Annotated in this window: 22 protein-coding genes and 3 tRNA genes; 14 read left to right on the plus strand and 11 right to left on the minus strand. The window is 45.5% G+C overall.

The window, feature by feature from the left end:
• Window positions 1-121: 121 nt before the first annotated feature.
• From EWV68_RS01730 to psbU, 6 genes are all read right to left on the minus strand, one after another.
• Window positions 122-463 carry a hypothetical protein gene (locus EWV68_RS01730; protein ID WP_061431890.1) on the minus strand — a complete coding sequence of 114 codons (342 nt, stop codon included), beginning with the start codon at window positions 461-463 and terminating at the stop codon, window positions 122-124.
• 9 nt (window positions 464-472) lie between these two features.
• A complete protein-coding gene (locus EWV68_RS01735) occupies window positions 473-1816 on the minus strand; it encodes a TPM domain-containing protein (RefSeq protein ID WP_287168606.1) in 1344 nt (447 codons plus the stop codon).
• Between the two features lie 46 nt (window positions 1817-1862).
• Complete coding sequence (locus EWV68_RS01740) at window positions 1863-2927, minus strand: glycosyltransferase family 4 protein (protein WP_061431888.1); 1065 nt, start codon at window positions 2925-2927, stop codon at window positions 1863-1865.
• The gene (locus EWV68_RS01745; protein WP_061431887.1) at window positions 2924-4018 is read right to left on the minus strand and encodes a HEAT repeat domain-containing protein; all 1095 of its coding nucleotides are present in this window, start codon (window positions 4016-4018) and stop codon (window positions 2924-2926) included. Before EWV68_RS01745 ends, EWV68_RS01740 begins: the two co-directional genes overlap by 4 nt.
• A gap of 207 nt (window positions 4019-4225) precedes the next feature.
• The gene (nadB, locus tag EWV68_RS01750; RefSeq protein ID WP_287168608.1) at window positions 4226-5893 is read right to left on the minus strand and encodes an L-aspartate oxidase; all 1668 of its coding nucleotides are present in this window, start codon (window positions 5891-5893) and stop codon (window positions 4226-4228) included.
• A gap of 206 nt (window positions 5894-6099) precedes the next feature.
• Window positions 6100-6507 carry a photosystem II complex extrinsic protein PsbU gene (gene psbU, locus EWV68_RS01755; protein WP_002761160.1) on the minus strand — a complete coding sequence of 136 codons (408 nt, stop codon included), beginning with the start codon at window positions 6505-6507 and terminating at the stop codon, window positions 6100-6102.
• Window positions 6508-7245: 738 nt separating this feature from the next.
• Here psbU and EWV68_RS01760 point away from each other — a divergent pair.
• The 5 genes from EWV68_RS01760 (at window position 7246) to EWV68_RS01780 (ending at window position 12495) form a co-directional block, all read left to right on the plus strand.
• Window positions 7246-7881, plus strand: coding sequence for a peroxiredoxin (locus EWV68_RS01760; protein WP_002761158.1), 636 nt, complete (start codon window positions 7246-7248; stop codon window positions 7879-7881).
• Between the two features lie 694 nt (window positions 7882-8575).
• On the plus strand, window positions 8576-8872 hold the full coding sequence (locus EWV68_RS01765) for a ferredoxin (protein ID WP_061431884.1): 297 nt from the start codon (window positions 8576-8578) through the stop codon (window positions 8870-8872).
• Window positions 8873-9006: 134 nt separating this feature from the next.
• Window positions 9007-9091, plus strand: a tRNA-Tyr gene (locus EWV68_RS01770).
• An 8-nt stretch (window positions 9092-9099) separates the two neighbouring features.
• A tRNA-Thr gene (locus EWV68_RS01775) sits at window positions 9100-9171 on the plus strand.
• Between the two features lie 315 nt (window positions 9172-9486).
• Entirely contained in the window at window positions 9487-12495 is a 3009-nt protein-coding gene (locus EWV68_RS01780; protein WP_287168609.1) for an alpha-mannosidase, read from the plus strand.
• Here the strand turns inward: EWV68_RS01780 and psbN are convergent.
• Window positions 12492-12623 carry a photosystem II reaction center protein PsbN gene (gene psbN / locus EWV68_RS01785; protein ID WP_002761150.1) on the minus strand — a complete coding sequence of 44 codons (132 nt, stop codon included), beginning with the start codon at window positions 12621-12623 and terminating at the stop codon, window positions 12492-12494. The two genes, EWV68_RS01780 and psbN, sit on opposite strands and share 4 nt — an antisense overlap.
• Window positions 12624-12791: 168 nt before the next feature.
• Here psbN and EWV68_RS01790 point away from each other — a divergent pair, with 168 nt between their 5' ends.
• The 8 genes from EWV68_RS01790 (at window position 12792) to EWV68_RS01825 (ending at window position 17775) form a co-directional block, all read left to right on the plus strand.
• The gene (locus tag EWV68_RS01790) at window positions 12792-13640 is read left to right on the plus strand and encodes a carbonic anhydrase (RefSeq protein WP_287168610.1); all 849 of its coding nucleotides are present in this window, start codon (window positions 12792-12794) and stop codon (window positions 13638-13640) included.
• A gap of 228 nt (window positions 13641-13868) precedes the next feature.
• Window positions 13869-14231, plus strand: coding sequence for a 50S ribosomal protein L19 (gene rplS / locus EWV68_RS01795; RefSeq protein ID WP_002738040.1), 363 nt, complete (start codon window positions 13869-13871; stop codon window positions 14229-14231).
• Between the two features lie 101 nt (window positions 14232-14332).
• Window positions 14333-14405 (plus strand) — tRNA-Trp (locus EWV68_RS01800).
• Between the two features lie 124 nt (window positions 14406-14529).
• On the plus strand, window positions 14530-14766 hold the full coding sequence (gene secE, locus EWV68_RS01805; protein ID WP_002761141.1) for a preprotein translocase subunit SecE: 237 nt from the start codon (window positions 14530-14532) through the stop codon (window positions 14764-14766).
• The gene (gene nusG, locus EWV68_RS01810; RefSeq protein ID WP_287168611.1) at window positions 14763-15380 is read left to right on the plus strand and encodes a transcription termination/antitermination protein NusG; all 618 of its coding nucleotides are present in this window, start codon (window positions 14763-14765) and stop codon (window positions 15378-15380) included. The genes secE and nusG overlap by 4 nt, the downstream gene beginning before the upstream one ends.
• Window positions 15381-15383: 3 nt before the next feature.
• On the plus strand, window positions 15384-15809 hold the full coding sequence (rplK, locus tag EWV68_RS01815) for a 50S ribosomal protein L11 (RefSeq protein WP_002735897.1): 426 nt from the start codon (window positions 15384-15386) through the stop codon (window positions 15807-15809).
• Window positions 15810-15864: 55 nt separating this feature from the next.
• Window positions 15865-16578: a 50S ribosomal protein L1 gene (rplA, locus tag EWV68_RS01820; protein WP_002796882.1), complete on the plus strand. Its 714-nt coding sequence runs from the start codon at window positions 15865-15867 to the stop codon at window positions 16576-16578.
• A gap of 273 nt (window positions 16579-16851) precedes the next feature.
• Complete coding sequence (locus EWV68_RS01825) at window positions 16852-17775, plus strand: bifunctional riboflavin kinase/FAD synthetase (protein WP_287168613.1); 924 nt, start codon at window positions 16852-16854, stop codon at window positions 17773-17775.
• Here the strand turns inward: EWV68_RS01825 and EWV68_RS01830 are convergent.
• Together EWV68_RS01830 and EWV68_RS01835 are read right to left on the minus strand one after the other, a co-directional pair.
• Window positions 17772-18044, minus strand: coding sequence for a hypothetical protein (locus EWV68_RS01830; RefSeq protein ID WP_043997626.1), 273 nt, complete (start codon window positions 18042-18044; stop codon window positions 17772-17774). The two genes, EWV68_RS01825 and EWV68_RS01830, sit on opposite strands and share 4 nt — an antisense overlap.
• Window positions 18045-18050: 6 nt before the next feature.
• Window positions 18051-18569: a hypothetical protein gene (locus EWV68_RS01835; RefSeq protein WP_287168614.1), complete on the minus strand. Its 519-nt coding sequence runs from the start codon at window positions 18567-18569 to the stop codon at window positions 18051-18053.
• Between the two features lie 254 nt (window positions 18570-18823).
• On the opposite strand from EWV68_RS01835, the gene EWV68_RS01840 reads away from it, so the two are divergent.
• Window positions 18824-19747, plus strand: coding sequence for an AAA family ATPase (locus EWV68_RS01840; RefSeq protein ID WP_287168615.1), 924 nt, complete (start codon window positions 18824-18826; stop codon window positions 19745-19747).
• Between the two features lie 339 nt (window positions 19748-20086).
• Here EWV68_RS01840 and EWV68_RS01845 read toward each other — a convergent pair whose 3' ends face one another.
• The gene (locus tag EWV68_RS01845) at window positions 20087-20998 is read right to left on the minus strand and encodes a C1 family peptidase (RefSeq protein ID WP_287710671.1); all 912 of its coding nucleotides are present in this window, start codon (window positions 20996-20998) and stop codon (window positions 20087-20089) included.
• Between the two features lie 54 nt (window positions 20999-21052).
• Window positions 21053-21448, minus strand: coding sequence for a protease inhibitor I42 family protein (locus EWV68_RS01850; RefSeq protein ID WP_287168617.1), 396 nt, complete (start codon window positions 21446-21448; stop codon window positions 21053-21055).
• Window positions 21449-21578: the final 130 nt, after the last annotated feature.

Here is a 21578-nt window from a genome sequence, read left to right on the forward strand (position 1 = left end):
GAGAATTCTTGTCCATTAAGAAATGTTACAAATTACATGGGTACATTAAGAAAAGTTAAGGGGGTGTATCCATTGATGGATAAGGGTTTTCGGCTGTTATGGTATATATGTATGGGGAAGTTCAGTTATATGTCCACATTCCCGAAAGCGCAATCACCCCTATTATACCTACCCCCACAGATAGCAATCTCTGGCGTTGTTGTGTCGCCTTCTTCTGTCGCTCTAACTTTTGCTGGCGTTGCCTCTGAACTTCCCGAATCGCTTGTTGGATAAATTCAGCCGGAATCCGCACTTCTTTGGCAGCGGCTACTAATTCCGACTCGGCGAAGCTCTGCGTGTAATCAGCATAGTATCGCGAGGCAAGTTCTAGCACCTCTGGCACAATTTCTTCAGGAATGCGAATTTCTTTGTCGTTCATGGCTAATCTTAGAAAATTTCCCAGAGATTCACGGTGTTCGATCACAAACGGCCATTACCAACTGTCCCCAGCACCACCGCCGCCGCTATCTCCACCACCAAAACTACTGCCGCCACTATCTCCGTCACTAAAACTACTGCCGCCGCTATCTCCACCACTAAAAATACGGCCGCCGCTATCTCCACCACTAAAAATACGGCCGCCGCTATCTCCACCGCTAAAACTAACACTGCTGCTAACTACATTGTTATTAGGGATGGGTAGAGGAAGGCGAGGAATTATTTCTTCCCTTTCTTGGCAATAACCACAGCACTGACAGATGGAGATAATGCGGCGTTTCCCCTCTTGATATTGGGTTGCTGGTTGCAGAATTGTTTCTTGTTGCTTCATGGTCAATTCTTGACAAGTTGGACAAGATTCATATTGTTGGGAACTACTGACATTAGCACGTATGTGAAAAGCTGGTTTACTGAGAGAAGAACAGCAATTAGGACACTGCCAGCCTTGAAAATTAATACTGCCAATATCTTGTGCAATTCTCTCTGTTTCACTGAGATAAGGCAGTACTTCGGTTAAATCCAGGAGTTTTAGGGGTTGCTGACATATAGCACAATGTAACCGTCCTCCCAAGCAATTTTTGGTGCGTGATCGGCCATTGGGTTCAATATACACGAGTCGAAAAATCAATATCAGGTAAATAACCGAACCGCCGCCAATAGCAACACCTAACCACATCCAGAAACGTTCTCCTCGGCTATTATTCTGGGGGGTATCTTGAGTCAACTCTTTACTCAAGGATGGTTCTAAGGAGACAATTATGGCTCTGGTCCCTGCCAAAGTCCCGCCATCAAAATCTTTTTGCCGGAAGCGCGGCGTTATCTGTGTCTTGATAATATTGCCAACTTTCCCATCGGGTAAAATCCCCTCTACTCCATATCCTGTCTCAATTTCCACGCGGCGGTCTTTGACTGAAATCAAAAATAGCACGCCGTTATCTTGGCCTTTTTTGCCAATTTTCCAATAGTTGAAAAGGTTGGTCGTAAACTCTTTAGGAGAGGCGGCGGGAGCAGTTTCCGGTACAGTTACCACTGCTATTTCCGCTCCGTTTTTGGCTTCTAACCGAGCGATCATCTGGTTCAGTTGGGTTTCTGTTTCCGGTTGAAGAATCTCGGCTTTATCTGTCACCCATCCCCCGGAAACTTGTCGAGGATTGGGTACTTCTTGAACCGTCAGAGCTAGACCAGGACAAGGAACTAGGAAAAAAGCTACGCAGAGCGAACCGAGCCAAATAACTGGATGAGGTTTAAATGCTAAAGCTTTCATGACTTTAACCCCCAGTAAATAGAGATTTGTGCCTTTCTGTTGCTGTATGGTGACAGAAAGGCACTCTCGAACCATATCGCTGCTTCTATTATATTAGACTCCAGCTAAAAACCCTGCTCCCTCACTGACAAAAAATTTCTTCAAACCAATTAATAGCCCGATTTGCCAAGGCTTCTAGGGAATATTTTTGCTCGACTACTGCACGACAAAAATATCGATCGATCTGGTTTAAATTTTTAATTCCTGTAACTAATCCCTCGATACTATCGGGTTCAACTAAAAAACCAGTTTTTCCATCTTCGATAATTTCTACCGGACCACCGCGACGATAGGCAACTACGGGAACACCACAGGCTAAAGCTTCAATAGCCACGTTACCAAAAGCCTCAAGCCAGCGCGGGGTCATCAACAGGCCAAAACAGTCGCCTAGCTCTTTTTGTAGGCTCTCGGTGGGCAAAAACCCGCGATAATCGACTAAATCGAAACTATAGGTATCCTGTAAATTTTGCCAGTAGAGAGGATCGGAAATATGACCGAAAACCCGTAAAGGGACACCTAACTGTTGACAAGCTGCGATCGCATCTTCCAAAGCCTTTTCCGGGGCAATCCGTCCCACCCAGGCTAGACAGGGGGAAGGATCGTCCCGAAACTGATACAAAGATACGTCTAAACCATTAGCCAAACAGCGATAGGGGGGAGAGAGGGAGAAAGTTTCTGCTTGGGCGAGGGTGTGAAAAGCGAGTAAATGGGGAAAATTGCTGTAGGTTTTTTCAATAATATGATCCATCGCCAAAGAAACGGAAGCCATGCTGACTAAATGGGCGACGGGAGTGGTAAAAAAAGGAGTGAGATAAAAAGGGAGCCAATCGTAGGCAAAATTAACAATTAAATCGTACTGATTTTGTACCTGTTGGGCGTAGTGCCACATATTGGCCAAAACGGCATTTTCGGGCATTAAAATCGGGGCTTGCCGGCCCTGACTTTGGGCAGAAATCTGGGCATTTCCTGCTATAGTGATTAAGGGAATATCATGCAACTGCGAGGCTTCTGGAGCCACTACCCGCACCGGATAGCCTTGCCTGGTGAGAGTGCGAGCGAGATTATAAAGAGTTAATTCTACGCCACCGCCGCCCCCCGAACCCAAAAATCCCACGGGGGTGGAGAGAAATAACAGTTTTCGACTCAATTTTGCACCTCTGTGGGTGTGGTTTCAGTGAAGGAAGTATCCTGTACGTCATCATCTTCCGGTTCACCAGTGGTTTCTAGGGGAGCAATATCTAAACGGGGGGGTAATTGCAGATTTAACTGTCTGATTGCCCAGCGTGCTGTTTCTTGCACTTCTTCATCGGAATCATCGAGGGCATGACAAATTAATTGACTGATCTGAGACATGATATCGTAGAGTCTGGTTAAATCCCGGATAGCATTTTTCCGCACTTGGGGATTTTTATCCTGGAGGGAGATGGCCAAAGCTTGGTTCATCGGTCGCAGGGAGCGGGTACAGATTTGAGCGAGGGCTTCTAGGGTTAAACTACGTTCGTAGGAATCCCCATCCACCATACTATCGACTAAAGGCTGCATTGCCCTAGAATCGGACATTTGTGCCAGTTTCCAAACCGCCCGTCTACGGGTACGAGGATCGTTATCGCGAAGACTTTCAATTAAACGCAGGATTAAGTCTACGTTCGGGATACGGGAGGTAGCTTGTACGGGCAAAGAAGGCTCAAAATCCTCTTCACCACTGCCATTAATGTCACTGCCCGTTTTGGTGTCGGCGTCGAAGGAATTGCCATTGCCCCTAGAAAAGTTGTTGAGTGGGTTTTTAGGATTGACGTAAGTTGTCTTTTTGCGGCGTTTTGAGGCTTTGCCCTTGGGACGATATTGAAAGAAAAGCGATAGTAAAGCTGCCAATAAAGCGATGGATAACAGAGCCGAGCCAGCAATTAACGGTATTGGTGAAGTCTCATTTCCGGCGGCTGCGTTGGCGGCCGCAGCGTTTTGACCTAGATACTTCTGCATATTAGCGATCGCATTTTGAGCAAATGTATCGTTCGGACGTTGTGCCAGAGCTTGTTGAAATTTTTCTAGGGCGAGTTGGTAATTTCTTTGGGCTGTAGCTTCGTAACCAGCTTTCATCAACTGATCGTAAGTGGCGACAGTCTGGGGTTGCTCTAACCTAGGGGGAGTTTGAGCGTTAGCCGTGGGTAAAGTCTGGAAATTATGACCCCAACTGCTCACACCGATAGCTAACAAAAATAGGAAATTGGGTTTGATCATAGAATTAATGTAACTGTTTAGGGGGGGGTAAAAGTTATGATAGCCTAAAAGCCATAAATGAAAAGCACTGAACTCCAGAGATGGGTCATAGACCGCGATGATTGGGAAAAACCCTCGGTGAGCGTGGGGCGAATAGTACGGCTCCTAGAAGCGAGGATAGAGTCCACTGTTTAGAGCTTAGGGATTATCTGTGAAAAACTGGCTTAATTAAGCTTGCACAGGCGTTTTGCGCCACGTTCGACCTTGAATAGTCGTGTGGAATTGCCAATTAGCTACGGTTTCTGGATAATCGCCCCGATAGTGACCGCCTCGGCTTTCTGCTCGTAATAAGGCACTTTCCAGAATTAAGTCGGCGATGTCTAGAAGATTTAATGTCTCGATCGCTGTTCTTATTTCTAACTGCACCGAGGGACACAAAAATAATTGTCCTTTGTCGGGAAGAAGATTCTGGAGAAATTGGCCCATCTTTAAGGAATGTAACTGTTGTTTCCACTGTTGCACCCGTAGGATAGCAATTTCTAACTCATTTTGAAATCGGCAAATTCCCGCATTTTCCCACATTAAAATCGGTAATTCTCTCCGTACTGTTTGCCAGTATTCCTGTTCTTCCTGCCAATTTTCCGCAATTTCTAAGGGTTTTTCTGGTCTTTCCCCACGAAAGTTTTCTGGCTCTAGACCTATTTCAACTAACTTTGCCGCAAAGACAATACATTCCAAGAGAGAATTACTGGCTAAACGATTGGCACCGTGGACACCTGTACTAGCGGCTTCGCCGATCGCATACAAACCGGGTAGAGAAGTGCCGGCGTTTAAATCGGTGGCCACTCCTCCCATCCAATAGTGAGCGGCGGGGGCGACTGGAATCACATCCTCAAGCACATTAATGCCCCATTTTTGACAGATGCGGATAATATTGGGGAAACGATAACGCAGACGCTCCGGTTCGATTGGTCTTAAATCTAGATATACTTTGGCATGGGCGGGATCGTCGGAGGTTTTTTGCAAATGGCTAAAAATCGCCCGACTCACCACATCCCGGGGGGCTAATTCTCCGGCCGGATGGTAATCGAAGGCAAAACGCCGCCCCTGGGCATCAATTAAATGCGCTCCTTCGCCGCGCACCGCTTCACTAATTAAAAACCGCGGCGCCCCCGGCACAGTCAAAGCGGTGGGGTGAAACTGAAAAAATTCCGGGTCGCGAATCACTGCCCCAGCACGCCAAGCCAGGGCGACTCCATCCCCAGTGCTAACGGCGGGATTAGTGGTTTGGGCGTAGACTTGACCGCCGCCTCCCGTAGCCAGAATGACTGCTTGCGCTCGCAGCCAACAGAGATGATCTTGATGGAGTAAACAAATACCTTGACAGCGTTGCCCTTCCGGGTCAAGCCAGAGTTTCAGCGCGATCGCTTGGGGAATAATGGTAATATTGGGGCGTTCGACCACTTTTTCCATCAGGGTACTGACGATCGCTCTCCCCGTGCGATCAGCTGCGTGCAGCACCCGGGCCTGGGAGTGGGCAGCCTCAAGAGTGCGGGCTAAGTCGTCTCCGGAGCGATCAAAACTAACTCCTAACCGCAGCAAATCAGCGATCGCTTGGGGGGCTTTCTCGACTAAAAACTGCACGGCATAGCGATCGCATAAGCCCGCTCCGGCTTTCAGGGTATCTTCTAAATGGAAAACGGGGGAATCTGCCGGGGAGGTGGCTGCCGCAATTCCTCCCTGCGCCCAATCACTAGCCCCAGTTTTTAAATCTTCTTTGGTAATTAAACCCACCTTTAAGTTAGGGGGTAAACACAGTGCGGCATACAATCCCGCCGCTCCCGATCCCACCACTAAAACATCTTGATAACTCGGCAGTTGCGAGGAAACGACCATGTAGGAGTTAATTGATAAATTCTATTTATTCTAGCATTTCATTTCTCTATAGTTCTGGCAAAAATCGCCAGTTTTTAGCTTGGGGCAGTATGCCAGATTCTTTCTTTTGCCTCTTGCCTTTTGCCTCTTGCCTTCAGACGCTAATCACTGAAAAAGGTGAGCGATCGCTCACCTTGGAATTTTTTTAAAACCGCCATTAACTGGATTTAGTAAACTCCGGGGTTAAAACGGTCATCACCCTCGATAAATTCTTTAGAAGGCTCAGTAACGGTAAATTTCTCCAGATTAGCCTGTAAACGCTCTTTTTGAGTGGCCGAGAGTCCGGGGATATTGAGGACATCTTCCACTTCTTGGTAGGGGGCGTTTTTGATGATTTTACCGGCTAAATTGGGATAGAACCCTCTCAAGTCCCGGAAATCGCGAATATCACTGTTATTAAGGTCGATTTTCGCCCCAAATTCTGTGGTTAGTTTGGCATCAGCCGCATTTAAGACCGCCACAGGAAGAGAGGGAAGGGCGATCGAGGTGAGATTGAGAGCTTGAGCGGGAACTTTGCCCCAAAAACTCCCGATAATCAAGGCAATTACCGCCAGCAGACGAACAAGATTCTTCATTGCAGTTGTGGTCTCCTAAAACCAAGGCAAATTAACGATCAGGACAAGAAATTAAGCCGTCAGCTTTCCGACTAGGCATAGGGTGGGTAGTTGGGATTTGCCACCGCAGCCTAGCTATTAGCTGAACGCTGATAGCTAGTTAAAAAAGTTATATCATGCCATTAGACCAGATCTTGACACTCTCCGCACTTTTCGGGCGGAGATTCTTGGGCTGAATCTTGCCTCTACTAGCAAAGCTAATTTTGGTCTTACAGTTTCATGTCTAGTCAGACTACACCTATAAGGCAAGCACTCTCAAAGACTACTCCCCAAGCGTAAATTTCTGTGTGTCCCACAGTATTTAATTGTTTGGCGTTCTGACAGTTTGGACTTAATTAAACACCATTGACTGTTAGAAATTTTGAGATGACGGAGTAGGACATTTAACTTGTTTCCTCACGTTCTCACGGTCAGCAACCTACGAGCATTCTAGCACAAAGTCGTCCTAAAAGGACGGGGTTTTCAACCCAAATTTCCGATAACCCATTTGGCCGTACTAGGGGAAGGATTTTGGGGGTTGGGTGATGGGGGAGCCGGGAGATCAGTGAACTGATAACTCAAATCTGATCCCTGATCCCTGAAAAGGCTGATGGCTAACCCAATTATTATAAATCCCTAAAATTATCAATGACGAACAGCACTCCTATGGCATCATAAACTGTTGCTTGTCTTGAAATACATAATAAGGAAGACACAATTATGGCTCTCCAATTGGGTGATATCGTTCCAGATTTTACACAAGATTCTAGTGAAGGTCCGATTTCTTTTCACCAGTGGGTAGGAGATAGCTGGGTGGTGCTGTTCTCGCACCCGGCTGATTATACCCCCGTTTGTACCACGGAATTAGGTACGGTGGCTAGTCTTAAGTCAGAATTTGAGCGACGCAATGTGAAAGTGATCGCTTTGAGTGTGGATAGTGCCGAATCCCATCGGGGTTGGATTAATGACATCAACGAAACTCAAAACACTACCGTTAACTATCCGATTATCGCCGATGGCGATCGCAAAGTGTCGGATCTCTACGGCATGATTCACCCCAATTCCCTCAATAATCTGACGGTACGTTCGGTGTTTATCATCGATCCCAACAAAAAATTACGTTTAACCATTACCTATCCTGCCAGCACGGGACGCAATTTTAACGAGATCCTGCGGGTGATTGACTCCCTGCAGCTCACCGATAACTATCAAGTGGCTACCCCCGCTAACTGGACCGACGGCGGCGATTGTGTGGTGGTTCCCTCTATTCCCACTGAAGAAGCTCGTAGCAAATTCCCCAAAGGAGTTGAAGAAATTAAACCCTATCTACGCATGACTCCCCAACCTAATAAGTAATTAGTGACCGGTAATCAGTGAACCAGATCCTGGAAAACTGACAATCCGAAAACCAAGAAATCGTCAGGGAGGGTTAGCCATCCGTTTTAACGGATGCTACCCCTGGCAACAGGGGATTTATCTCCCTTTATCATTTATTGGTTTGATTGTCAATAAGTAGTCGTGCAAAATTAATTTCCTAGTGAAGATAGGCAAGAGGCAAGAGGCAAGAGGCAAGAGGTGGTTAGATATGTGTAATTAATTTTGCTTAGGTACTTATATTTTTTCATAGTTTCCCTAGATGTGTTACCGGCAGTAGTGCCGAAAAGCAATTTCTTGGCTGGGTTAAAGACAATTCATCGACATCTATCTTAACTATAAGTTAAATTAATATTTAACAAAAATCGGCTTAAGGCTAAAAAAACAATTAACATTATAGCTCCAAATGCTTAGTATTGGTTAGTTTAGCTAGATTGTAGATCGATGAAATTATCTAGAGATCGAGCAAGGAGCGTCAAGAATTCTGGGTTAGATCTATAAGTAAATTTTATTTTAAGTTTATTTAAGACTGTCATTACTAATGCAAGGCTGAGTCAGGCAGATTTTCCCGTAGTATCAAAAATGAAACTCGCTCCAATCGTTCAATCTGACTACGAGCGAGAGGCAATTGTAGAGACTGCCGCTTTCACTAGCATTTAATTAAGAGGAACAACCGATGGCAACTTATAAAGTCACCCTGATAACACCCGATGGCAACCATGAAATTGAGGTTCCCGATGATGAGTACATTCTCGATATAGCTGAAGAGCAAGGAGTGGACTTACCTTATTCCTGCCGCGCAGGAGCTTGCTCCACCTGTGCAGGTAAACTTGAATCCGGTACTGTCGATCAATCCGATCAATCCTTCTTAGATGACGATCAAATTGAAGCGGGTTATGTCCTCACCTGCGTCGCCTATCCTACCTCTGACTGTGTGATCCTCACCCACAAGGAAGAAGACGCTTTGAAGTAATCTTCAAGATTATCAGAAAACTCCCGTTAAAGCCATGGCTTTAACGGGAGTTATTTTATGGCTCAAAAATTTTTTTCCCTAAACACTTGTGTGTTTTAGCTAAGGGTGCTATGATTGTTAATCGTGGAATTAATGGGTCGGTGCCCGAGTGGTTAATGGGGGCGGACTGTAAATCCGTTGGCTACGCCTACGCTGGTTCGAATCCGGCCCGGCCCACCACGATCAATGCCCGTGTAGCTCAGTGGTAGAGCACACCCTTGGTAAGGGTGAGGTCATGAGTTCAATCCTCATCACGGGCTTTCTCTTCCCTGCTCATTCTCAATAAACCGTTGAAGGATGAGATTAAGTAGGGTCTCCTGAATAAATCTAAAAACCTTGTTGGATAATATTTTTAGGCTTTTTTGAAATCAAAAAGTACCGGCCATTGGAGGGATCGGGGGGTAAATTTAGGGACTTTTTCCCTGAAAATTAGGTAATTTACCCGATGAAAATGGGTAAAACCCCACACCCCACACCCCACACCCTACACCCTGCCCCTAGGAAAAACTTTTTCAGCAGACCCCAATTAGTCCTCGATCGCCTAAAATAGTCAAAATTAACTTATTTGTTGGCTCATGTCTCCCCTCGACAACATCGCTAAACTGTCTCACCTCACCCGCAGAGATGTTCAGAAAAATTGGTTTATCGCTACAGCAGCGGGAAAACCAATTCAACCCGTCACCCTCAATGAAAAACAATACATTATTTGGCCGGCCGGCAGACAAATCCAATATCTAACTCAAAAAATTATTGTCCCCGAACATTTAGCCGGTTATCCTTTAGCGGGAATGGAACTGAGATTAATCTTAACTTGGTGGGCGGAAGATGTCAAAATTTATGTTAATAATCAATTGATCCAAGCAGGAGACCTCTTTGATTCTTCCACCCGCATTTTACTTTCCAACTCTGTCTCTACTGGTCAAGAAATCCTTGTTACTCTCCGTTTAGTCAGCCCCAATCATGATATTGGTGGTTTGATGAAATCGCAGTTAATCTATGAATATAGCCAAGCTATCGATCCTAGTTTTGTCGCTGATGAATTAACCATTCTCCATAATTATCTACAAACTTTTTATCCTGAAAACTTAGCGGCTTTTACCGCTACTCTCGATAATATTGACTGGGATAATGTCACCAACAAATATAGATTTAATCAATCCCTAGAATCAATTCGTCAATCCCTACAACCCCTCGCTCAACCTCTCAAAGAACGCAGTTTTCATCTTCTCGGTCACGCACATTTAGATCTGGCTTGGTTGTGGCCGTTGGCAGAAACTTGGCAAGTGGCAAAAAACACTTTTATCTCGGTTTTAAACCTGCAAAAAGATTTTCCTAACCTAGTATTTGGTCATTCTAGCCCCCTAATTTACGAATGGATAGAAAAACATCATCCTGACCTGTTTGAAGCAATGCTAGAGGCATATAAAGGGCAATCCTGGGAACTTTTGGGCGGGATGTGGGTAGAACCAGAAGTCAATTTAATCTCCGGGGAATCCCTATTTCGACAGCTGCTTTATGGACAAAAATATTTTCAAGAAAAATTTGGACAAATCACTGAAACTGCTTGGCTGCCGGATACCTTTGGGTTTCCCTACCAATTGCCACAAATTCTTAAATCCTTTGGCATCAAATATTTTGTAACTGGGAAACTACATTGGAATGATACGACTAAATTTCCCCACGGTTTTTTCTGGTGGCAATCTCCCGATGGCAGTAAAATTCTTTCCCTAATGTCTCCTCCCAATGTTGCCGGAGTTATGGATACTAACCCAATTATTATGACCGATCATGCTCTCAATTGGGAACGGCAAACCGGCTTAAAAGATATTTTTTGGTTGCCCGGTGTTGGCGACCATGGCGGCGGCCCGACTCGTGATATGTTAGAGGTGGCCCAACGTTGGCAAAAATCTCCTTTTTTCCCCCAGTTAAAATTTAGCCAAGCAACAACTTATCTGAACAGTCTGGAGACAAGTAATCTCCCTATCTGGGATGATGAATTATATCTAGAATTCCATCGCGGTTGTTATACTACCCACGCCGACCAAAAGGCCTATAATCGTTACTGTGAAATCCTCTTGTATCAAGGAGAATTATGGTCTTCTCTGGCTAATATCTTACTAGAGATTCCCTATCCGAAAGTCGAGATAGAATCCGCATGGAAAAAGGTTTTATTAAATCAGTTTCATGATATACTGCCGGGTACTTCGATCCCCGAAGTGTTTAGGGATGCTAATCAGTTATGGCGGCAAGTTATCGCCACGGTTGAAGCAATTTTAGATCAAGCTTTACAGGCAATTGCCAATCAAATTAATTTACCTAATCCCCCCCATCCCCAAGCAAAACCTTTTCTAGTTTTTAATTCTCTTAACTGGGAAAGATCCCAGGTTATCTCTTTAGCTGTAGAATCTGTAAATTGCTCGGTTTATGACTTAAATAATTGTCTCTGTCCTTCGCAATTATCCCACGACAATCAACTGTTATTTATCGCTGAAAATATTCCTGCTGTGGGTTATAAGTTATTTTGGTTAGTTGCCAATCAGCAAGCAACCGAGAAAAATTTAACTAACTGCCAATTTATTTTAGATAATGGCTTGCTTAAAGTTACTATTAACTCGGAAACGGGGGATATAGATAGTATATTTGATATAATTAATCAAAAAGAAATCCTGCAAGCTGCGGGGAACCAATTACAGGGATTTAAAGATCAAGGACAATATTGGGACGCTTGGAATATCGATCCGAATTATCAACAATATCCCTTACCTAAAACAGTATTAAAATTGATCGAATGCTTAGAATGTGGTGCCTTGCGCTGGCAGATTCGCGTGATCAGAAGTTTAGCTGATTCGGAATTTTGTCAAGATTATATCTTAGAAAAAGATTCTCCTATTCTCCAGATTAAAACTATTGTTAATTGGCAGCAAGAACATACTTTAGTAAAAACCGCTTTTCCTCTTACCCTAAACAGCGATTTTACCACCTATGAAATTGCCTGTGGTGCGATCGAGCGTTCCCACAAACCAGAATCACCAAAATGGGAAGTTTACGGTCATAAATGGGCGGATTTAACCGATACAGAGGCAAACTACGGGGTGAGTCTTTTAAATAATAATAAATATGGCTATGATGCTACTAACCGGCAACTGCGATTAACTCTGTTGAGAAGTCCCCGATGGCCCGATCCCGAGGCGGATCTGGGGAAACAAGAATTTACCTATGCAATATATCCCCATCAAGGTAACTGGAAAACGGCGAAAACTGTCCATCACGCTTGGCAGTTAAACTCACCTGTCACCGTTGTTTTTATTACTAATTCTTCTCAATCAAACCAGTTGCCACCCGTGGCACAATGGTTAAAATTCTCGGCCGATAACTTAATTTTAATGAGTTTCAAACAAAGTGAAACATCCTTTCGGGGTTGGGTAATGCGCGTTTATGAATGTCAGGGAGAAAACGCTGTTATTGATTGGCAAAATCAATTACAATTAACAATAAAAGAATCGATCGACGGTTTAGAAAGAGCGATCGATCCCGTCGAGCAACTTTTTCCTTGGCAGATAGCTACATGGTTATTAAAGAATTAATCTTCGTGATCTTCAAAAGGATCGCTTAATTCTGCAGCTGGCGGTCCAAAAGCGGTATAAAGAGCTAAAGCGGTAATCCCCACCAAAGCGGCAGCGATCGAAATACCCAAAATTGTTGCAGTTTCCATAGAATAAAATTTGCTTAGATACAGTCTGTATCTTATCTTAACAAGATATAACCAATCTCGCCGCCGATAGCGATCGCTAATCTGGCCGGTTGCATTGCTGTTATCTCATGCCCGATAATGCTGAAAGGATCGACTCAATAGCGATCAAACTAAACCAGAAAAATTATTATGAAGAAACTCCTACAGGGACTAGAAAAGTTCCAGAGTGGTTATTTTGATGAACATCGGCAATTATTTGAGCAACTCTCCCACGGACAAAAACCGAGAATACTGTTTATCACCTGTTCCGATTCCAGGATCGATCCTAACCTAATTACCCAAGCGGAGGTGGGGGAATTATTCGTAATTCGTAATGCGGGGAATATAATTCCTCCCTACGGAGCAACCAATGGTGGTGAAGGTGCATCTATAGAATATGCTATCAACGCTCTCGGCATCGAGCAAGTGATTATCTGCGGTCACTCCCATTGTGGAGCGATGAAAGGTTTGTTAAAATTGCAAAGTCTGGCCGATGAAATGCCTTTAGTTTACGATTGGTTAAAGCAAGCAGAAGCTACTCGACGTTTAGTTAAGGATAATTACAAAGAACTAGAAGGGGAAGAACTGATCGAGGTGACAGTAGCAGAAAATGTTCTCAATCAGTTAAGTAATTTGCAAAGCTATCCAATTATTCGTTCCCGATTACATCAGGGTAAATTATCTCTACACGGTTGGATTTTTCGGATTGAAACTGGTGAAATTTTAGCCTATGATCCCATCCTACACGATTTTGTCGCTCCCCATAGTAAAATTGCCCATCCCGAAGCAGCAGAAAGTTTACCCTCTAGTCGTCACCTTCCCAATAGTCATCCCTTCAAGATTTCTGAGGATTATATCCGGACTAATGCGGACGTAAAAAAAGCGACTCCTGCGGTTAATACTGTGGCGAAAAAGAATGGCTCCTCAACCCAAAAACCGGGCTACACTTATTTAGACCCCTCCCAAGCTGATCGCATTTATCGCGGTTCGAGAAGTTAATTAGGGATTAGAGAAATTCTCTAGAGATGTGCTTATTACCGTCTCTAGAGTGGCAGTTAAGGGCAAGAGCCTTCCCAGTTGATAATGACCGTAATCCGGGACAATCACCCTAACATCTGGTGACAGCATCGGCAAGTCAGCAACGCTCAGTGCTAGGAAAGCTAATAGCTATTGCTTTTTACTCAAAAAATATGGTATGATGGAAAACTGTCAGTTTTACGAAAGCCGATGAAAACGGAAGAGATTATCAAATCAATCGAAGCCGAGTATCTCAAGAGCGATCTGCCCATTATCCATGTCGGTGACACGATCCGGGTAGGGGTGCGAATCGTTGAAGGAGATAAAGAGCGGATTCAGCCCTACGAGGGCATTGTCATCGCCAAACGCCATGGCGGTATCAACGAAACGATTACAGTACGCAAAGTCTTCCAGGGTGTGGGAGTAGAAAGAGTCTTCCTACTCCACTCGCCGCGGGTTGCTAGTATCAAGATCATCCGTCGTGGTAAAGTACGTCGGGCGAAACTCTACTATCTGCGCGATCGGGTTGGCAAAGCCACCAGGGTACAAGAACGTTTCGATCGCCCTCTCTAAAAATTTTCCGGCGACAGCCTAACCAAGAAAGTTGCTCAATCGCCAACAACTACGCTATAATAAATAAAGGCCTTAAAAAAGCCCAATAGTTTAGCGAATGGGCGCTCTTAGTTCAGTTGGTAGAACGCAGGTCTCCAAAACCTGATGTCGGGGGTTCAAGTCCTCCAGGGCGCGTTTGGTAATCACCAAGCCGATAACTGCAAAGGACATGATCTAAATGTCTGGGGGTTAGTGTGGGTTGTCCGGTGAAAATGATAAGTTAAGGATAGCTTGAGTATCATTTTAAGGAGTAGCGATCGTGGCCAAAAAAGAAACCCTAGAAAAAGACACGAGCGACAAGAAAGAGGGAAGCTCCTTTCAGGTCAAGGAATTCGTCAATGAAAGCAAAGAAGAACTCGCCAAAGTCGTCTGGCCTTCCCGTCAGCAACTTTTGAGTGAATCAGCGGCCGTGATGTTAATGGTGACTTTGGTAGCCACTCTCATCTATCTGATTGATAAATTCTTTGCCTGGGGTGCGGGGAAGGTGTTCCCATGAGTCTAGAAGAAGAGCAGTTTCCCGAAGAAGTCAATCTCAGCGGCCTACCGAAAAAACCCCGTTGGTATGCCGTGCAGGTGGCTTCTGGTTGTGAGAAACGGGTCAAAGCTAATTTGGAACAGCGCATCCACACCCTCGATGTGGCCGATCGCATTCTGCAAGTCCAGATTCCCCAAGCGGCCACCGTCAAAGTCCGCAAGGATGGTTCACGGCAACATGGTGAGGAAAAAGTCTTCCCCGGTTATGTCCTGATCAAAATGATCATGGATGATGACGCTTGGCAGGTGGTAAAAAACACCCCCCACGTGATCAACTTTGTCGGGGCCGAACAAAAGCGCCACTACGGACGCGGCCGCGGTCACGTCACCCCGCTACCCTTGAGTATGTCAGAAGTCGATCGCATCTTCAAACAAGCTCAGATTCAAGAACCCGTCGTCAAAATCAATATGGAAGTTGGCGATCAAATCTTGGTTCTATCTGGTCCATTTAAGGACTTTGAAGGGGAAGTGATCGAAGTTAGTCCCGAGCGCGGCAAACTCAAGGCCCTGCTCTCCATTTTTGGTCGGGATACCCCGGTCGAATTGGAATTTAATCAAGTCGAAAAACAAAACTAAATCATGGCTAAAAAAGTCGTCGCAATTATTAAACTAGCTTTACCTGCTGGTAAGGCTAACCCTGCTCCTCCCGTGGGTCCTGCTTTAGGTCAACACGGGGTGAATATTATGGCGTTTTGTAAAGATTACAACGCTAAAACCGCCGATCAGGCTGGGATGATCATCCCTGTGGAAATCTCCGTTTTTGAGGATCGTAGTTTTACCTTTGTCCTCAAAACTCCCCCCGCTTCCGTTCTCATCCGCAAAGCGGCCGGTGTGGAAAGAGGTTCCAACGAACCCAACAAGAAATTTGTCGCCACCATTACCCGCGACCAATTACGGGAAATCGCCCAAACTAAAATGCCCGATCTTAACGCTAACGACATCGAAGCGGCCATGAATATTGTGGCGGGAACGGCCAGAAATATGGGTGTCAAGATCTCAGACTAAATCTTATTTCGGGGAGAAGTTAAGCTTCGTTATTACCCAAGGAGCAACAAATCAGATGGTAAAAAAAGTTTCACGACGTTTGCGAGATGCCCAGGCTAAGGTAGAAAATAAAGCCTACGAGCCATTAGAGGCACTGACATTATTAAAGGAATTAGCGACGGCGAAATTCGACGAAACCGCCGAAGCTCATATTCGTTTAGGTATCGATCCTAAATATACCGACCAACAACTGCGGACAACGGTAAGTTTACCCAAAGGAACCGGACGCACGGTGCGAGTAGCGGTCATTACTCGCGGGGAAAAGGTACAGGAAGCGAACAACGCCGGGGCCGATATCGTTGGTTCGGAAGAATTAATCGAAGAAATCGCCAAGGGGATGATGGATTTCGAGGTGTTAATCGCCACCCCCGATATGATGCCGAAAGTGGCGAAATTAGGTCGTCAACTTGGTCCACGGGGTTTAATGCCTTCACCGAAAGGGGGAACCGTAACCACGGATTTAACGGGGGCAATCGCTGAGTTTAAAGCGGGTAAATTGGAATTCCGGGCTGATCGCACTGGGATCGTTCACGTTCAATTTGGTAAAGCTTCTTTTAGTGCTGAGGATCTGTTAGTCAATTTGAAAGCTTTACAGGAAACGGTGGACAGAAACCGGCCTTCCGGGGCCAAGGGGCGTTACTGGCGCACGGTTTACGTTTCTTCCTCCATGGGGCCATCGATTCAAGTGGATATTAGCGCCCTGCGGGATCTGAAATTAGCAGAAGGTTAATGACAGTTATTTTGGTTCTTCGTTACTTGGTATGGTTCGATCAGGGGGCAGAAATCGGCTAAATCCTTATCTGGCAAGAGACTTAATTGATTAGCTCGTTCTAGATTGAAAACAATTGGCAAAAATCGAAGAGAACCGTTATTTTTTCTGAAAAAGCCTCCAAGTAATTGGGGGTGTTTTTTTGGCTTGATCGCCCGATTGATATAGAATCAAAAGGCTACACTCAAGATTAATCGCTTGAATTGTTCTCTTGTATCTGTTCCTAAAGCCAGCGTGTGGATTGTAGATTCCCCTAATACCCGTATTTTAGCCCCTTGTGCGATCGCTCTTGGTAACTTTGATGGTTTGCACCTAGGTCATCAAACCGTCCTACAGCCAATTTTTCAGGATGGCCCCGCTTATCCCACCGTTGTTAGTTTTACTCCCCACCCGCGGGAATTTTTTACGCGAGAAAAATGGCAGTTATTAACTCCTCTAGGGGAAAAGGTGGAGGTTTTGGAGAATTTAGGCGTTAAACAATTAGTTTTACTGCCTTTTTCGGCTGAATTAGCTTCCCTGACTCCCTTGGCTTTTGTCGAACAGATTTTAGTAGCAAAATTACAGGCTAAATCGATCAGTGTTGGTCAAGATTTTCGCTTCGGTTATCGTCGTCAAGGTACAGCCGAAGATTTATTACAGATCGCCTCTCAATTTAATATTAAAGTCGAGATTGTTGGTTTAAAAAACTGTGGGGCGGGTCGGATTAGTAGTTCCCTAATTCGTCAAGCTTTGGCAGCAGGAAACGTTGAGCAAGCTGGGCAAATGTTAGGTCGTCCCTACAGTTTAACCGGTCGTGTGGTCATCGGGCAACAGCTAGGCAGAAAATTAGGTTTTCATACCGCTAATCTACAGGTTCCCCCCGATAAATTATTGCCGCGATTCGGGGTTTATTGCGGTTGGGTGCCTCTTGATGGTTCTCGCTTACCGGCAGTTATGAATATCGGTTATCGTCCCACGATCGAGGGAAAAACTATCAGTGTGGAAATCCATTTATTGGATTGGTCGGGCTATGTATATGATCGCATTTTAACGATGGATTTAGTGCAATTCCTGCGGCCAGAACAGAAATTTAATTCTCTCGATCAATTAAAAAATCAGATCGAGATAGACTGCGATCGCTCTCGATTAATTCTAACTTCTGTAACTGACAATTCCTAATATTTTTGGTATTCTCTTTCCACTTTACCCACCGCTTTCAATAAAGGAGAATCGAGGGAATCGATCCAATCAGCTACTTCTCGCGCTAATCCTAGGGTAACAATGCCTTGAGACGGTGGTAATTGACCAGCTAAAGCCTGACTTTTGATGGTTTTCAGGACAGAAATTAAACCCTCAATCCGAGTCGATATTTTTGTTTCCCGCATCTGTTCGGCCACGGTAATAGCTTGGTCAATTGATTGAATTAATTCCCTCATGTTCGTTTCCATAATATTCTAGCGACAGGAAAGAGATGTAACCGTTATTGCTCGCCCCTCTCCCCATTGTATATTGGCATCTCGCGAGTCTTTAATAAAAGTTTGCTGACCACCACCGGGATAACAATCAGCCGGATTCTGGGGGGCGACAATTCCTTGATAAACCGTTGTTCCCGCAGGTAAAGTCACCGATACCACTTTGGTCGCTTGATTGGGAGGATTCCACTTTTGATCGAGGGCTAAATTTCTGATCACCTCCACATTGGTGGTATATTGATCCGTGGTTAGAAAACGACCTTTTTTGTAATTTTCGTCACTATAATAACGGAAGAAAGTCTGGGGTTTTTCTAGGGTAATTGCCTGACATTCACTATTGCGAAAAGTGATGGCAAGATCTGGAGGAAGGGGACAGGAAGGAGCCTGATCTTGAGCCAATATTTTCCGAGAATTGAAAGTCAAATTTTCGGGTAAACTATTGGTTAATGTACTGGCAGTGATTCCTAAAACAAGACTAAAAACGAGTGAACTGGCTTTCATCTTCACTGATTAAGAGAAATTCTTCTCGATTTTACCGTACTGAACCGACTGAAAATCTTGATTTCGCCCACTGGCAACAATTCTTAACTAATTTTCTTCATGCTCCCAACCCTAACCCCGATTAGCTCCCTAGCAGAAAACTTCCCGCCATTGTCTGTCAACTTTCCTCGCTAGTTTGGGCAAATTAGGAAAAGAATCGTTAAGATCAAAAAAACTTAACATTAATCTTCTTGACAAAATCCCCCATTTGTACTATGAGAGACGCTATTGATATTTTGATGGAAAATTTGAGCCAGAGCATCGTCGGCCAAACCGAATCGATTCGCATTGTGCTGGTGGCTTTACTCAGTGGTGGCCACGCTCTCCTCGAAGATGTCCCCGGAGTCGGCAAAACCCTGTTAGCCAAATCCTTAGCGCGTTCAATTAACGGTCGTTTCCAACGGGTACAATGCACCCCCGACCTCCTTCCTAGTGATATCACGGGAACGACGATTTGGAACCCCAACAGTCGCGAATTTGAATTTATCCCCGGCCCCGCTTTTGCTAACGTCCTGCTGGCCGATGAAATCAACCGGGCCACCCCGCGCACCCAATCGGCACTTCTAGAAGTCATGGAAGAAAAACAAGTTACCATCGATGGAGAAGCGCGGCCGGTCCCCCAACCCTTCTTTGTTATCGCCACCCAAAATCCGATCGAATATCAAGGCACTTTTCCGCTTCCAGAAGCGCAAATGGACCGTTTTGCCGTTTGCCTGAGTTTGGGTTATCCCAGCGCAGCAGAAGAATTAAAAATGTTACAAAGACAGCATTCTCAAGAGACGGTTAAATCCCTAGAAGCTTGTATTTCCCTAGAACAGGTGGGAGAATTGCAAAGATTAGTCAGTCTGGTTCGGGTCGCTCCCACTTTACAGCAATATATCGTCGATTTAGTCCGCGCTACCCGTGATCACGAAGATATTAGTTTAGGAGTCAGTCCCCGGGGTTGTGTGGTTTTGCAAAAAGCAGTTCAAGCTTACGCTTTCCTCGAAGGTCGCGATTATGCTATCCCCGATGATGTTAAGTTAATTACTCCCTACGTCTTCTGCCATCGTCTGATTCCTAGTCACGGTCGTCAAGCTAAAGCTATCGTGGAAAGACTTCTGCAATCGGTGGCGATCGAGGATCGCATCTATGCTTAAATTTCAGTTATTGATGAACGGTAAGTTACAGGATATTTCTAAATTCTGCCAAATTGGTAGAGCCGATCCATTAATTGCTAGTATTGCCTTAGCTCACTAAAGGCTGGAGTAAAAACATTTTGAACGTGCTTCTGTTTTTACTTTTTTTGACCATCTTTCCATGCCAGAACAGTAATCAAAACGGAGGAAGCAGGAAGCCCTCGCTTTTAGCGATGGGTATGTCACAAAGCTTCCCCTAAAAAATTCAACAAACGGTGAGTTTTCCCAGCGTCCCCCCTATTCTGAAAAAACTCACCAGAAGCCTTTATTTTGCCCCTCACACCTTATCGAATCGGTCTCCTATCCGAACTGTCCCGTATCGACCCATTCACTCTTGATTAGGGACCACCAATCAGTTGCCAGACCATCGAGGACGTACTTGTAGGGCAGCCAGCCGTAGCCAGCGCTTCCCCATCCCGTCCCCCAAGAGTTGCGAATCAGCAAGGCACCAGTGGTTTCAATGCCACCGGGGTTAGTATTCTTAATCTTGAGGTTGTCGTCGTAACCAACTGCGTCAATGGCGTGACCGCCTTCAACCCGTTCGCCCCGAGTCGGGTAAGGAATCTTGCCGGTCGTGTTGCCCTGACTGATAGAACTATAAACAGTAAAGCCAAACATCGAGGGCAGACCTTTCGACAATTCGGTTTTAATCCGAGCTAACAGTGCGTCTCTTGCCGTCCCGGGCGGATCGAGGCGGTAGTAGGAAATCGCCTGATAGCTTTGGCCAAAAGCGTAGCAGAATGCCGACGGCTCCTTGTCCAAATCAGCGATATTGTAGGGATAGTATTCTTCTGGTGGTACGCCAAACAAGGTGAGGGCGTACATTGTTGAGCGCAGGAAGGCTCCCGTATCTCCCGTCCATTTGAGCAAGTTGCGCGTCACTTTGTAGAGAAAGAGTCTGGAAGCATGGAGGTGTTTGCCAAAAGCTCGCCGCTCAAAATATTCAACCAGTCCGACCCCAGCGTGGGCCGTACAAGAACCGATAGTTTTTTGATCCTCCATGGGGGAACACCACGGCCTCAAGTCCACGCTGGCTGGCAGCGCTGCTGGGGCAGATGTCGTTGCTCCCACTTTGGCCAGCATTTGCTTGACAGATGGCTGTCCCAAAGCTTGCAGTTTGGACGGTACGCGTTCAGATTGAAAAGTGACATCACGAATATCGGGATAGTCGGGCAACCATCCCATTGCGGGAATTACAAATGTTTCACTCATTTTTCCTTTCCTCCTAAGTCGTTACTCACTAGCCCTTGGCTATCTGAGAAGCCTTTACTCTCGGACTTGGAGCGTGACAGTAAATCGTTCGACAATTGACGGCTCTCCCTGCCACTCTCGCCAGAGCTTAAGCTTTAGTTGGCCTATCCCAGCCCGTTGCGCTTTAAAGGTCAGGACTCTCTGACCGCCCCCGCCGACTTTCGACTCCCCGGCAGGTACATACTCAGAGGACTGCAGCTTCACTAAATCGCTCCCGCCGCCATCAAGCGCCCACTGAAAGCCGGTAGTGGGATTCTCGTCGAGGGACAGTAGCAGTAGGTCATTGACCTGCATGGTGATGGATTTGCCGTTGTCAGTGCGAGTAAGGGTTAGCATTGTATCTTGACCGTTCCCTCCTTTCGGGTTCCACTCGTTTGCCCCACAGCCCTGGGAAAAGACCGGGGAAAGCACGAGGATTAGAGTTTTGACATCCTCGCCGCCCTAAAAGTGCGGCGATTCCTAAACCTCACGATTTAAGTTTCTGCTTCCACCACCGTCGCATACCACAGTTAAAAAACCATGTACTGTCTTACACAGAGTC

Source organism: Microcystis sp. M_QC_C_20170808_M9Col (assembly GCF_007095495.1).
GTDB classification, from domain to species: domain Bacteria; phylum Cyanobacteriota; class Cyanobacteriia; order Cyanobacteriales; family Microcystaceae; genus Microcystis; species Microcystis aeruginosa.